Source organism: Rhodococcus sp. FG69 (genome assembly GCF_057808915.1).
In genome coordinates this window covers 1-14495 of the sequence record NZ_JBMDIX010000001.1, presented here as the reverse complement: position 1 = coordinate 14495, position 14495 = coordinate 1, and the positions used below count along the sequence as shown (strand labels likewise).

General features: G+C 60.1%; 13 protein-coding genes. 5 read left to right on the top strand and 8 right to left on the bottom strand.

Annotated elements, in window-relative coordinates:
• Window positions 1-204 precede the first annotated feature (204 nt).
• From ACODSO_RS00065 to rpmH, 8 genes are all read right to left on the bottom strand, one after another.
• On the bottom strand, window positions 205-1242 hold the full coding sequence (locus ACODSO_RS00065) for a ParB/RepB/Spo0J family partition protein (RefSeq protein ID WP_489034090.1): 1038 nt from the start codon (window positions 1240-1242) through the stop codon (window positions 205-207).
• 4 nt (window positions 1243-1246) lie between these two features.
• Window positions 1247-2263 carry a ParA family protein gene (locus ACODSO_RS00060; protein WP_489034089.1) on the bottom strand — a complete coding sequence of 339 codons (1017 nt, stop codon included), beginning with the start codon at window positions 2261-2263 and terminating at the stop codon, window positions 1247-1249.
• A 62-nt stretch (window positions 2264-2325) separates the two neighbouring features.
• Window positions 2326-2961: a 16S rRNA (guanine(527)-N(7))-methyltransferase RsmG gene (rsmG, locus tag ACODSO_RS00055; protein WP_489034087.1), complete on the bottom strand. Its 636-nt coding sequence runs from the start codon at window positions 2959-2961 to the stop codon at window positions 2326-2328.
• Window positions 2962-4817: 1856 nt separating this feature from the next.
• Window positions 4818-5465, bottom strand: coding sequence for a Jag family protein (locus ACODSO_RS00050; RefSeq protein WP_489034086.1), 648 nt, complete (start codon window positions 5463-5465; stop codon window positions 4818-4820).
• Between the two features lie 23 nt (window positions 5466-5488).
• On the bottom strand, window positions 5489-6595 hold the full coding sequence (yidC, locus tag ACODSO_RS00045; RefSeq protein WP_489034084.1) for a membrane protein insertase YidC: 1107 nt from the start codon (window positions 6593-6595) through the stop codon (window positions 5489-5491).
• A 4-nt stretch (window positions 6596-6599) separates the two neighbouring features.
• Entirely contained in the window at window positions 6600-6938 is a 339-nt protein-coding gene (gene yidD, locus ACODSO_RS00040; protein ID WP_068370914.1) for a membrane protein insertion efficiency factor YidD, read from the bottom strand.
• Entirely contained in the window at window positions 6935-7330 is a 396-nt protein-coding gene (gene rnpA / locus ACODSO_RS00035; RefSeq protein WP_489034082.1) for a ribonuclease P protein component, read from the bottom strand. Before rnpA ends, yidD begins: the two co-directional genes overlap by 4 nt.
• A gap of 32 nt (window positions 7331-7362) precedes the next feature.
• Entirely contained in the window at window positions 7363-7506 is a 144-nt protein-coding gene (gene rpmH, locus ACODSO_RS00030) for a 50S ribosomal protein L34 (RefSeq protein WP_026347786.1), read from the bottom strand.
• A gap of 619 nt (window positions 7507-8125) precedes the next feature.
• On the opposite strand from rpmH, the gene dnaA reads away from it, so the two are divergent.
• From dnaA to ACODSO_RS00005, 5 genes are all read left to right on the top strand, one after another.
• Window positions 8126-9655, top strand: a complete 1530-nt coding sequence (dnaA, locus tag ACODSO_RS00025) for a chromosomal replication initiator protein DnaA (protein WP_489034079.1) — start codon at window positions 8126-8128, stop codon at window positions 9653-9655.
• 582 nt (window positions 9656-10237) lie between these two features.
• A complete protein-coding gene (gene dnaN, locus ACODSO_RS00020) occupies window positions 10238-11422 on the top strand; it encodes a DNA polymerase III subunit beta (RefSeq protein WP_068370940.1) in 1185 nt (394 codons plus the stop codon).
• 84 nt (window positions 11423-11506) lie between these two features.
• On the top strand, window positions 11507-12427 hold the full coding sequence (gene gnd, locus ACODSO_RS00015; protein ID WP_489034078.1) for a phosphogluconate dehydrogenase (NAD(+)-dependent, decarboxylating): 921 nt from the start codon (window positions 11507-11509) through the stop codon (window positions 12425-12427).
• A 3-nt stretch (window positions 12428-12430) separates the two neighbouring features.
• Window positions 12431-13651 (top strand): DNA replication/repair protein RecF, encoded by a 1221-nt coding sequence (gene recF, locus ACODSO_RS00010; protein WP_489034076.1) that lies wholly within the window; start codon window positions 12431-12433, stop codon window positions 13649-13651.
• Entirely contained in the window at window positions 13648-14217 is a 570-nt protein-coding gene (locus tag ACODSO_RS00005; protein WP_489034074.1) for a DUF721 family protein, read from the top strand. The genes recF and ACODSO_RS00005 overlap by 4 nt, the downstream gene beginning before the upstream one ends.
• Window positions 14218-14495: the final 278 nt, after the last annotated feature.

Here is a 14495-nt window from a genome sequence, read left to right as displayed (position 1 = left end):
GTCATTTGTCGGGTGTCTCGAGCGCCGACACTCTCGACAAGAATAAGCGATGGAACCTCATCAGGTGTCGTCGTAGGCGCCATCCTCGAAAACAGTTGTGATGCAGTATCTTTCAACCAGAATTGGTTCGTTCTTGGCACGAAATCGGAACCTATCGTCACAGTGACGTATGTCCCGCTTGTATCTATACCTTGAAGATCGTGACTATTTTTTCTTCTGACTTTCCATCATGTCGACGATCCGCTGAAGGTCGTCGACCGAGCCGAACTCGACGACGATCTTACCTTTTTTCTTACCAAGGCTTACAGTTACGCGCGTATCGAAGGAGTCCGACAGCCGATCCGCGACATCCTGAAGCCCTGGCATCTGGATCGGCTTGCGGCGCGGAGCGGGATTCGGTGCACTATCGTCGTTCCGGTTTGCGAGAGTGACTGCCTCTTCGGTTGCTCGAACAGACATCCCTTCGGCGACGATTCGAGCGGCCAACGACTCTTGAGCATCCGTCCCAGCGTCCAGCGACAACAATGCACGAGCGTGTCCGGCGGACAGAACACCGGCCGCGACTCGTCGCTGAACCGGGATGGGAAGCTTGAGCAGTCTGATCATGTTGGTCACGACGGGTCGGGAGCGGCCGATCTTCGCAGCGAGCTCCTCGTGAGTAACATCGAATTCTTCGAGAAGTTGTTGATAGGCGGCAGCTTCCTCGAGCGGATTCAACTGCACTCGATGGATGTTTTCCAGGAGAGCGTCTCGAAGCATCGCGTCATCTGCAGTCTCGCGAACAATGGCCGGAATCGACTCGAGGCCGGCTTCCTGACTCGCGCGCCACCGACGCTCACCCATCACGAGTTCGTACTTGCCGTCGTCCACAGCGCGAACGACGATCGGTTGCATCAGTCCGAATTCGCGGATCGAATGCACCAATTCCGCGAGGGATTCCTCGTCGAAAACGCTTCTAGGCTGTTTCGGATTCGGCTGGATGAGGGACGGTGCGATCTCGCGATACACGGCGCCTGCGGGGGAGAGGTCCTCCTCCGAGCTTCGAATCGGCGGGGCAGGGGTCGGCGCAGTGGCGACTTTCTCGGCCGTAGCGGTTACCCGCGGCTTGTCTCGAGTAGCCGAATTGTCCTTGCCGATCACGACGTCCGCAGCTGCACTGCCCAGTCGGGGTCCTGCTTCGGGACCGGTCGGGATCAGCGCTGCCAACCCACGTCCCAAGCCACCCTTACGTGTCTGACTCATCTTCCTACTGCTCCTGCGTTCCGTCTGATGTCGCGACCGCGGACCGCGCTGCTAGTTCTCTACCTGCATCCAGATAGCTCATCGCCCCCCGCGAACCGGGGTCGTAGTCGAGAACGGTCATCCCATAACCGGGAGCCTCCGATACCTTGACGCTTCGGGGGATGACGGCCCTCAACACCGCATCGCCGAAGTGCTTGCGGACTTCCTCGGCGACCTGATCTGCGAGCTTCGTCCGGCCGTCGTACATCGTCAAAATGACGGTGGAAACGTGGAGGGCAGGATTCAGATGCGCTTGGACCAACTCGATGTTTCGCAGGAGCTGTCCCACACCCTCGAGGGCGTAATACTCACATTGGATCGGAATCAGAACCTCGGTAGCTGCCACCAACGCATTGACAGTCAACAGGCCCAGCGACGGGGGGCAATCGATGAGAACGAAGTCCGCATCGACGTCGTCCAAGTCGGTGAGCGCGGTCTTCAACCGACCCTCGCGAGCCACCATGGACACCAGTTCGATTTCCGCACCCGCCAGATCGATTGTCGCGGGGATGCAGAAGAGTCGTTCGCTGTGCGGGCTCTGCTGAATGGCCTCTCTGGCGCTGACTTCACCGATGAGGACCTCGTAGCTCGAGGGCACCCCAGAGTGATGCTCGACGCCGAGCGCTGTGCTGGCGTTGCCCTGAGGGTCCAGATCCACCACGAGAACCGTCAGACCCTGAAGGGCTAGAGCAGCGGCCATATTCACAGCGGTCGTAGTCTTGCCCACGCCGCCCTTCTGGTTCGCGATGGTGAGCGTTCGACGATGCGCCGGCTTGGGAAGCGCCACGCTGCCCGGGTGCAAGATCTGACTGGCACGGTGAGCGGCGGCACCGATCGGGGTGTCGTTCGGGGAGATGCTGTTGTACGCGCCGAAGCCAGATCCGCCCGTCGCGTCCGTAGGGGATGCCTTGGGTGCCTTCGGCGCACCGCTGGCTGCGGACTCTGTTTCACGTGAAACAGTTGGATCGGATCCACCCGACATACGTGCTCCTTAATGCGGAACTGGATTGAAGTAGAAGAACTTGATCTGAGGTACGGGACGAGTTACGAACGCGGAAAGCGGCGTGGCACCCTCTCAGCGCGAACAACGATTGTCGGCGTCGGCAGTACGTCGACGCCACACCTCACAACCTCTAGCTTGCCAGCACCCATGCGATTAAGGGAAGTCCGATCCCGCTCGATTTCTTCCTCGGCGCTACTTCCCTTCATTGCGAGCATCCGGCCGCGTTCGTGGATGAGCGGGAGCGACCATTTCGCCAGCTTCTCGAGCGGCGCTACGGCGCGTGATGTGACGACATCCGCTCCACCCGCTTCCTTCTTCACGCCGGGCTGTTCGGCACGGCCCCGAACGACGAGGACATCGAGACCGTGAGCTTCGATGAATTCGGCTAGATACACGGTTCGACGCAGAAGAGGTTCGACAAGTGTCACGCGGAGATCAGGCCGAGCAATCGCGAGTGGGATACCCGGTAGTCCCGCACCGCTGCCAATGTCGACAACCCGTTCACCTTCGTCGATCAGCTCGCCGATCACTGCACAGTTGAGTAGATGACGTTCCCAAAGCCGCGGCACTTCGCGGGGGCCGATCAGGCCACGCTCGACGCCATCCGTTGCGAGGGAGTCATGATATTGCTTGGCCAGATCCAGGCGCGGACCGAACACACGCTCTGCGATTTCCATCAAACGATCGTCATCCAAGGCATCAGGTTCCACAGCTCCTATCCTCCCGCGTGGCGGCTCACTTCGCCAAACTGTCGGCCCCGTTGACGTCGAAGTCACTCGAATCTTCGCTTGAAACGCATGTTTCACGTGAAACCGGTTGGCCAATGCGATGGCTCGTCCCTCCCGAATACCCGGTGTCGGCTCTGCGTCGTCTTGTCTTCTCCGCCCCTGGGGATTGATCGCGAGGATGCTCGTAGGCGTTGGCGGGGATCGACGACGAACAGCTCCGCGATGTATGCAAGTTCGACGAGGGGCCGGCCCGTGTTGCCGCGTCGCCCTGGGCGCCGCGAGGGTCACTATCGCTACGCCAACATCGTCGGATCAGTTTCACGTGAAACAACGATCCTTCAGAACGCTTGTACCCGCGGCCGTCCCCACGTAAGTAACAGCAAAGACGCTCCCGGGCGGCGAGCGTCGTCGCGGCTCCGCCGGTCCCGAAGCTACCGAGCCGGAGAGGCTGCCCGTCCGCGCACGAGGGCAAATGTGTCTGGGTGCCCTGACAACAACCGGCACCACCAAGCCACGGTAGGGGATGTCGATGCATCAAGCACCCACGCGAACGCAGGCAGAGCACCCGCAGTAGGAACCCGACCCGTCGGTCAGTCGGCGGACCGTTTCACGTGAAACAGAGCGGTTGTCGTGAAATACCAAGCTGGCCGAACTCTCAACCGAACACCCCTCGGAGATCGACGGCGGCCGCGGTGACCACAGCACCCTCCGCCAACGACACGACTTGCAGCGTACCGATCTCACCACTGATACACGGTGGCGTGACGCAGGTGGCGCCGGGCTCCACGCACCGCCGACCGCACACCGATCACCTACATTCGCGGCGTGAGTCGTTTCACGTGAAACACGGATCTAGTCCGACAACGGGCACTCCTTGTCACAACCGTGGGCGGGTCATGGTGGCCACAGACGCAGGGGACACTCATCACCACGAGTCGACCCCACATCTGGCATGTGTTCAGCGCGCGAAAGAACCATGCGCACTCGGTGCGTTGAAGACTTGCGACCCGTCACGATTCCGCGTGGGCCTCTCGCTACACAGTTGCTCGCATCGGCGACACCAGTTCGCGGATCGACATTGTGTCGCGCACCGTCATCTCCGGAATTAGCTATGGCCACCGTCGCGATGTGGAATTCGACTGCGCCCAAATCCAACACATGCGCCTGTTCGCGACTCACAGATCATCCACACTTCTTACCGTCGCCGCGGTCGGGGTTCCGGACCACGGAATCGAGAGACACCCAAATCGATCCATCAGTCGATCGCTACACCTGATGTCCTTGACGAGCCTGCGACAACACACGTCGCTAGATCGGCCGCCGCGCGCCAACCGATGTTTCACGTGAAACACCAACTGAGGGCTAGCCGACTAGCCCATCCAACCTAACTACCGCAGCTGACATCCACACCCGGCACAGATGCCAGTGGTACTCAAAGAAGGGATGCATGTGAAGCACCAACCGCTGAAACGTCAACGAGTCACGGCCTCCTGCGCACGAACTACGCCGAATGTGGGGGAGCACCACTACACAGAAATCCAAGTCGTACCCGGACGTCCAGCCTCTGGTTCGGTTCTACATCACGGCGGATCGGTCGTTTCACGTGAAACATCACGCAATAGCCCATCCGCTTCAGCCGTCACAGTGACGTTTCGTCCCCTACTCCTATGTTTCACGTGAAACGGCCGAAATCCGAACTACATGCCTGTCATTCAGGTGTCGCGTCAGCAACACATATCCCGAACTAGGGACTGCAGACAAAAAAAGTCCCCGACCGAAGCCGGGGACTCTTTCCTACACTCTGCTCAGGACTTGACGACGACCACACGACGTGAGGGTTCGACGCCCGTGCTCTCGCTGTCGACACCGTCGATCTGTGCGACTGCGTCGTGCACGATCTTGCGCTCGAACGGAGTCATCGGCGTCAACTCTTCACGCTCTCCGCTTTCGAGAACGCGCTGTGCAGCATCGATACCGAGGGTGCTCAGTTCGCTTCGGCGATTCGCACGCCAGCCCGCTACGTCCAGCATCAGCTTGCTTCGCTCGCCGGTCGACTGCTGGACTGCCAGTCTGGTCAGCTCCTGAAGTGCGTCGAGTACCTCGCCCTTGCGGCCCACAAGCTTCGTCAAGTCGGATCCGCCGTCGATACTGACTACGGCGCGATCACCCTCGACATCGAGGTCGATGTCACCGTCGAAGTCCAGGACGTCGAGTAGCTGCTCGAGATAGTCGCCTGCAATTTCGCCCTCTTCGACGAGGTAGTCCTCTGAGTCCTCATCGTCGTCCTCGAGTTCATCCGCGTCAGCAACCTCGGGCACGACGTCTTTCAGATCTTCGTCAGACTTCTCCGTTTCGCCAGACTTCTCCGATTCGACTGCCACGTCTTCACTCGCTCCATCCCCAGCGTTCACTGCGTTGTCCGTGTTGGCTACTTCTTCTGTTTCTGCAGACATGTTCGGTCCTCGGTATCTGAGCGTCAGCGACGCTTGCGCTTCGACTTGCTTCGGTTTGCCTGCGGTCGCGGCTTCGGAGCCGTCGAACTCGAACCGTTCGTCCCACCCGCAGTCGTCCCCGAATCCGAAGAACCACCCGCGCTGTTCGCATCGTTGGCGGCCGATTCGATTGGCGTCATCTTCGACAGCTTCGGACGCGCGCCCGGCTTCGGCTTGGACATGGGCTTTGCGCCTGGCTTCGGCGCATTCTCGGTCCGCTTGTCGAGCGCAACCTGCTTCTTGGCCGCTTCTTCCTTGTCGATCTTTCCGAAGACGAGGTGCTGCTGACCGTAGGTCCAGGCGTTGTTGCTGACCCAGTAGAGAAGGATCGCGATAGGGAGGAAAGCGCCGAAGGCAAGGACACCCAACGGGAAGACATACAGCGCCAGCTTGTTCATGATCGCGGACTGCGGATTGGCAGCAGCTGCCTCACTCTGGCGAGCCACCGACGCTCGCGAGTTCATATGCGTCGCGATGGCAGCGATGATCATCAGCGGCACCGACACTGCGACGATCGTCCATACCGATGGAATCCCTAGCCCCAACTCAGGGTTGGCGAACGCATCGAGCTGCGATTTCGGCATCGTGATCCATGCCGAGATCGGCGCACCGAACAGACGAGCATCGAGGAACGAGTTCACGTCGGCAACGTCGAACGCATAGTTCGGGAGTGTTCTGTTGACCTCGGGATCAAGACCCAACTGTCCGATGCCCGTGCCGGTTCGGTTGAACGAGCGGAGCACGTGGAACAGACCGATGAACACCGGCGCCTGTGCGAGCACTGGAAGGCAACCCATGATGGGGTTGAAGCCGTGTTCCTTCTGCAGCTTCTGCATCTCGACGGCCATGCGCTGCTTGTCTTTGCCGTACTTCTTCTGCAGCGCCTTGATCTGCGGCTGCAACTCCTGCATCTGACGCGTCGTTCGAACCTGCTTGACGAAGGGCTTGTACAGAATGAGTCGCAGAGTGAAGACGAGGAACACGACGGACAATGCCCACGCGAAACCGTTGTCGGCACCTAGCAAAGCGCCGAACACTTTGTGCCACACCCAGAGAATCCAGGAGACCGGAATGTAAATGAAATCGAGCACGGCTCTATGTACTCCTCTGTTCGTCCACTTTCACGTGCGAGTGGATGTCTTCGGTCGAAGTCTGATCGGCATCGCTGCGGGTTCGGTGACGCCACGAACCACGCTCTGGCACCGGGTCCCACCCACCAGAGTGCCAGGGAGCACACTTGAGCAACCGCGCGACAGCCAAAAGAGATCCTTTGATTGCGCCGTGGGTCTTCAACGCATCGACTGCGTACTCACTGCAAGTGGGATAAAACCTGCAGGTCGGCAGCCGGAGCGGAGACACGTACGTTCGGTACAGCTCGATGCAGAAAACCAATGTTCGCACCGGGAGCGAACGGATGAAACGTAGAACGGTCATGAATGCGCATCTCTCGACGCCGTTGTGCTCGAGGTTTCCAGGTATCCCAGCTTCTTCAGTCCCGACCGAACCTGACGATGCAGGTCGGCGGAGGACAACCCCGCCGAGCCGGGCAAAGCACGGATGACAACGTCTGCGGTCGACGGCACATCCGGAAGTAACTGGGCACAGATATGCCGAAGCCGGCGCGCAACTCGATGACGAGTTACCGCCGGCCCGACAGCCTTGCTCACGATCAGTCCGAATCTAGGTTCGCCCACGCTGCAGACAACACCTGCGTCGTCACGCGTGTAAGCGTGAACTACCAGGTCTTGTCTACCCATTCGACGGCCTCGACGCACGGCACGCGAGAAATCCGCGCTGCGATGCAATCTGTGCGGCTCAGGTAACACCCCGAGCTCCGTAAACTCAGACGAACAATGATTTAGGCGGTGAGTTCCTTGCGGCCTTTGCCGCGACGCGCAGAAACAATTGCACGACCTGCACGCGTACGCATACGAAGACGGAAGCCGTGAACGCGCGCGCGGCGTCGGTTGTTCGGCTGGAACGTCCGCTTGCCCTTGGCCACGGTCAACACTCCTCGAAAGTTTCGACGCCCACACGGACGTCTACTGGCGGTAGTAGCGAGTTCGGTCGAACTCGAGTTACATCCCAGAGCGAGAAACCCGAGTGAAGACAGACTGTAAGCAGCCAGCAAGCATCGGCCACCTCGCCTTGGGTGACTGTTCGAGAGTACTGATCGAGTGCGCGAGGGTCAAACTCGTCTTCTCGCCACCGCAAAGACTACATCGATGTCATTCATCCACAAGGCTGGGGACGAAGACCTGTGAACAACTTCTCCACCTGAATATCCCGCGTCCATTAACAGGCACCTGCCGTAGCTCGAGATTTCGCAATTTCACAACGGTGCAGGTCAACCGCCACAAATCGGCCGAAAACGCCGGCTGGCCAACGCTCTGGCTCACACCGATGTCGTTCATCCACACCTGTGGATAATTGTGTGGAAACACGCGCCAGGTGGCATATTCGTACGGGGGCGGGCACACACCACTTCGGTGTGACTCCCCGATACGTTCGTCGTCGGGGACGATAGTCGAACTTGGGGTGGTGTACGGCGCTTCGATGACATCAGTTTTTTCAGCGCACTCTGCGCAGTTCGTAATGTGTTCGGTCGAATGGGAGGCACCGTGAACGAGGATCCGGGTGCGCTGGCGCGCGTCTGGCCAGAGGTTGTCACGGAGTTGACGTCCGACCGGCACAGCGGACAACCGCTGACCAAGGGGCAGAAGGCGTGGCTCGCGCTCGTCGAACCCCTGACACTGACCCAGGGATTCGCACTCCTGGCAGTTCCATCGTCGTTCGCCCAGGAAGCCATCGAGCGCGACCTTCGTGAACCGATACTCCATGCGTTGGGCCGACACCTCGGACAGGGAGTCGAAGGCCTCGGTGTCCGTATCTCGGCGCCGGATGACGAGAAGCTCGAGCCCGAACGCGGATATCCGGAGGCTGCGAGCTCACCGACCTACCGTCGGCGGTTCCTCACAAGCACCGACAACGATCCTTCGGATTCCGAAACTGCGGACTACGAAGAGGTCGACGACGAGCGTGAGGCTCTGGCAAGTGTTCAGAATTCGTGGCCGACGTACTTCACCAAGCCTCCCGAGTCGTCGAACACGACTCCAGGTGCAGGCAGCCTGAACTCCAAATACACCTTCGACACTTTCGTCATCGGCGCGTCCAACCGATTCGCGCACGCTGCAGCCGTCGCGATCGCGGAGGCACCGGCCCGTGCGTACAACCCGCTGTTCGTATGGGGTGCCTCCGGTCTCGGCAAGACTCACCTTCTGCATGCCGCCGGTCACTATGCGCAGCGTCTCTTTCCGGGCATGCGAGTCAAGTACGTCTCGACAGAAGAATTCACCAACGACTTCATCAACAGCCTTCGCGACGACAGGAAAGTGGCTTTCAAGCGTCGCTATCGGGAGACCGACGTACTGCTCGTCGACGACATTCAGTTCATCGAAGGCAAAGAGGGCATCCAGGAAGAGTTCTTCCACACCTTCAACACCCTGCACAACGCGAACAAGCAGATCGTCGTGTCGTCCGACCGTCCGCCGAAACAACTGGCGACACTCGAGGAACGACTACGCACGCGATTCGAGTGGGGTCTGATCACGGACGTTCAGCCACCCGAGCTGGAAACGCGCATCGCGATTCTGAGCAAGAAAGCACGGATGGACCGGCTGGATGTGCCGCACGACGTGCTCGAGCTGATCGCCAGTCGTATCGAACGCAACATACGTGAGCTCGAGGGTGCGCTGATCCGTGTCACTGCGTTCGCCTCACTCAACGGACAGGCACTCGACCTGACTCTGGCTGAAGTCGTACTACGAGATCTGATGCCGGATTCGACGAGTCTCGAGATCAATGCGGCGACGATCATGGCCGTCACAGCCGAGTACTTCAACACGTCGATCGATGATCTCTGCGGTCCTGGTAAAGCACGTGCACTTGCAATGGCCAGGCAGATCGCGATGTATCTGTGCCGCGAACTGACCGATCTGTCGCTGCCCAAGATCGGTCAGACGTTCGGTCGCGACCATACGACGGTGATGTACGCGGACAAGAAGATCCGCAAAGAGATGACCGAACGCCGGAAGGTCTACGACCAGGTACAAGAACTCACCGCACGGATCAAGCAGCGATCCAAGCGTTAGGGACTGTGACGAGTACTCCGAGCAGACAAAGGGCGGACCCGATTCGGGTCCGCCCTTCTTGCATGTTTCGGTGATCCGAATCCACCGCGAGGGCGGTCCGAGAACAATTTCTTGCACTTCTCGTCCATTGATTCACACCTGTGGATAACCATGTGGATAGAAGTACGTATCTGGGGATGAACTGTGAAGCCCTGTGTACCGCTGAGATTTGTCCACATGCCGTCCCGACGCAACCACTGATTGGTGCAGAGTTCATCCCCACGACACCACGCCTGCCGACCAGCATCGAGTGGCACGTGTGCACAGATTCCACAGGACCTATTAATACGAAGAATTTCTCTTGAAGAGAATCTCTTTGAAAACAGGTGTTGGGGAGCGATCCGTTCACAGGCCGTTCGACAGCGCCTCACGCATCCCTCGGGGACGACAGTTCGGCTTTCAAGTTGGTCGCGAAGGGCATACGGTGTGCATGACCATCGCCTGTGTCAGACTCTTCGATGCACCGGTATCGAGCGCAACAGGCACTCACCGAAGACAACACTTCGAGATGGACCGCTGCCGAACGAGAGGAAAAACCGAGCGATGGAGCTTGGAAGTCTGAAGTTTCGCGTTGCTCGCGAAGATTTCTCCGATTCCGTTGCCTGGGTTGCTCGAAGTCTGCCGTCGAGGCCGCCTGTCCCGGTTCTCGGTGGCGTGCTGCTTGCCGCCGACGACCAGGGTCTGACCGTGTCGGGCTTCGACTACGAGGTCTCGGCTCAAGTTCGAGTGTCGGCCGAGGTTGCGACGGCAGGTCGAGTACTCGTTTCCGGCAAACTGCTCGCCGACATCACGAAGTCGCTGCCGAACAAGCCCGTCGACGTCGGCGTCGAAGGCACTCGGGTACTCATCACGTGTGGTAGTGCGAAGTTCTCGCTGCCGACCATGCCCGTCGAGGACTACCCGCAGCTGCCCGAACTCCCCACCCAAACCGGGTCCATCGCAGTCGACGTGTTCTCGGAAGCCATCGCGCAGGTCGCCGTCGCTGCAGGCAAGGACGACACGCTGCCGATGCTGACCGGTATTCGCGTCGAAATTCACGGAACCACGGTCGTGCTTGCCGCCACGGACCGATTTCGCCTCGCCGTCCGTGAGCTCGAGTGGATGCCGGTCGGTGGCGAGACCAAAACCGAGGTTCTGATCCCGGCTCGCACGCTGTCCGAGTCCGCAAAAACGTTGACCGGCAATGCAAATTCGCCGGTGGAGCTGGCGCTCGGATCGGGTTCATCCGTCGGCGCAGACGGCCTGCTGGGCATCATCAGCGGTGGACGGCGGACCACGACGAGACTCCTCGACGCGGATTTCCCCAAGTTCCGTCAGCTGTTGCCGCCGGAGCACACCGCGGTCGCGGTAGTCGAGATTGCTCCGCTCGTCGAGGCGATCAAGCGCGTCGCCCTCGTCGCCGAACGTGGTGCGCAGGTCCGCCTCGAGTTCTCCCCGGACGGAGTGTTGCTGTCTGCAGGCGGCGACGACGCGGGGCGCGCCGAGGAAGCACTCATGGCCGATTTCCAGGGTGAGGCGCTGACCATTGCGTTCAATCCCGGCTACCTGATCGACGGGCTGTCCTCGTTGCACAGCGAAAAGGTCACATTCGGGTTCACGACGCCCAGTAGGCCTGCGGTTCTTCGTCCGACCACGGATGATGAACTCGTACCCGATTCCTCGGGCAAGTTCGCGGCACCGCAGAGCGCCTACACGTACCTGTTGATGCCGGTTCGCCTTCCGGGCTGATCGGGGTACGCCAGCGTGTGGAGGGCCTCCAGCCAGGGTAAGTCGTCCACACCACCACCCGCACACTAGAGAAGGACGCTCCGCATGCAGCTGGGACTGGTCGGACTCGGGAAAATGGGCTTCAACATGCGCGAGCGCCTGCGCGCTCACGGACACGAGGTCATCGGATACGACCCCCGGCCCGAGGTGACGGACACGCCGTCGCTCGAGGGCTTGGCCAGTGCACTGACGGCTCCGCGCGTGGTGTGGGTCATGGTTCCGTCGGGAAACATCACTCGGGACACAATCACCGGACTTGCCGACGCCCTCGAGGAGGGTGACCTGGTGATCGACGGTGGCAACTCGAGGTTCACCGACGACGGACCGAACGCTGAGCTGCTTGCGAAGAAGGGCATCGGTTACATCGACGCAGGAGTGTCCGGCGGTGTCTGGGGACTAGAGAACGGTTATGGCCTCATGGTCGGAGGTTCGGAGGCCGACGTCGAGCGTGCGCTTCCGATCTTCGACGCTCTGCGTCCGGAGGGCGAGCGCGCCGACGGTTTCGTTCATGCGGGTCCGGTCGGTGCGGGCCACTATTCGAAGATGGTCCACAACGGCATCGAGTACGGCCTGATGCAGGCATATGCCGAGGGCTACGAGCTCCTCGAGGCCGAAGAGCTGGTGCAAGACACTCACGGAGTTCTCCGCGCGTGGAGCAAGGGAACCGTCGTACGGTCGTGGCTGTTGGACCTTCTCGTTCAGGCTTTGGCGCAGGATCCCGAGTTCCGGGAAATATCCGGATACACCGAGGATTCGGGTGAGGGTCGCTGGACCGTCGAAGAGGCGATTCGTCATGCGGTGCCGGCCCCTGTGATCTCGGCGGCCTTGTTCGCGCGGTTCGCGTCCAGACAGGCCGACTCACCCGCGATGAAGGCTGTATCCGCACTTCGGAATCAATTCGGGGGGCACGCAGTCAAGCGCGCCACCACCGAAGAGACGCTCCGCGCACCCGACCCCAAGAAATAAGTCTTGTTCGTTCGCTCCTTCACCCTGCGTGACTTTCGCTCGTGGGACGACGTCACCATCGATCTCGAGCCAGGGTCGATGGTGTTTGTCGGACCGAACGGACATGGTAAGACCAATCTGATCGAATCCCTCGGTTATCTGTCGACGCTGTCCTCTCATCGAGTGTCCGCCGATGCACCGATGATCCGAGCGGGAGCCGAGCGCGCATTCGCCAGTGCGTCGGTCGTTAATCTCGGCCGTGAACTGACGATCGATATCGAATTGCTCGAGGGCAAAGCGAACAAGGCCAGAATGAACCGTTCGCCGGTTCGGCGACCGAGGGAAATTCTCGGTGTCCTGCAGACTGTCCTTTTCGCTCCTGAGGATCTGTCGTTGGTGCGTGGCGATCCTGGTGAGCGTCGACGTTATCTCGATGATCTGGCAACGACGCGGCGGCCTCGAATGGCCGCTGTGCGAGCGGATTACGACAAGGTTCTCAGGCAGCGTTCGGCGCTGTTGAAGACTGCGGGTGGTGCGCTCAGGCGTGGTAGCCGGTCGAGTGACGGCACCAGTGCCCTTGCGACGCTGGATGTTTGGGACGGTCATTTGGCAGCCCATGGTGCACAGGTGCTCGCTGCTCGTATTGCGTTGGTACACGAATTACTTCCGTTCGTGGCGGAGTCCTATTCTTCGATTGCACCCGAATCTCGTCCTGCTGCAGTCAGATATCGGAGCAGTCTCGGTGATGCCTTGCCCCCGGAGTTCGCCGATGCACGCCGCATGCCCGAACCGGACGACGTCGAAGTCCTCGAGGCCGCGTTTCTTCATCAACTGATGCAGATGAGGCAGCGGGAAATCGAGCGTGGAGTGTGTCTGGTCGGACCGCATCGCGACGATCTCGAGTTGGCGCTCGGCGATCAACCCGCGAAAGGCTTTGCAAGCCATGGAGAATCGTGGTCCTTTGCTCTGTCCCTACGGTTGGCATCGTTCGCGTTGTTACGGGCCGAAGGATCCGATCCCGTCTTGATGCTCGACGATGTTTTCGCCGAACTCGATCGCAAGCGACGCAGTGCTCTTGCAAAGGTCGCTGCCGATGCCGAACAGGTACTGATTACCGCGGCGGTGGCCGAGGATGTGCCTGCCGAACTCAACGCGAACAGACTGGAAGTCGAAGCGGTGCAACATGAATCGGCACGAATATCGACGATCGTTGCCTTCGAGACGGAAGAAGGTCTGCAGCTGTGAACGACGATCGATCCGATGCGGACATCCCCAGTGCGACATCCGAACCCGAACTGAAAGGCGTCGATTTGGCGCGCCGAGCCCTCGAGGACGCGCGAGCGGCGGCCAAAGCCAGCGGAAAATCGGTCGGTCAGGGCAGATCCTCGCCGACGGGTGGGGTCAGAGCACTTCGCGGTCGCCGGAAGCGTGGTTGGTCCGGACCGGGCCCCGATGATCGTGATCCGCAGACATTGGGTTCCTTGACCGGGTCCATCGCCAAATCACGTGGGTGGTCCGACAAGGTTTCCGAAGGAACGGTTCTCGGTCGCTGGGCCGCAGTGGTCGGGGAGGACATCGCATCCCACGCGACACCGACGAAACTCGAAGACGGAGTGCTCAGTGTGAGCGCAGAATCGACCGCATGGGCTACTCAGCTGAGGTTGATGCAGGCTCAGATCCTGGCGAAGATCGCTGCGGCCGTCGGACATGGTGTTGTGAAGACGTTGAAGATTCACGGGCCCACAACGAAGAGTTGGCGCAAGGGCGATCGCCATGTCAAGGGCCGTGGACCGAGAGACACATACGGATAGTAAGAAGTCCCAGAACAACGAATCACATGTGTTGTCGAGAGTGATCTTGGTTGCTCTCCAGAGGCTCCATGCGTAGCGTCTCGGTGATCGACAAGATAAGCGACGAGGTCGGGATCGTCGCTCTTGGATGTCGTCCATTCTAGGAAAGGGATGCGTGTCTTCACCCGAACATTCGCAAAAGTCCAGCACATCGGTTGCTGGCCGTGCGCCTGGTGATCGGGTCGTGTTGCAGGCCCGGAACGTCTCGTTCGACTGGGCGTCGTTGCCGTTGCACTACG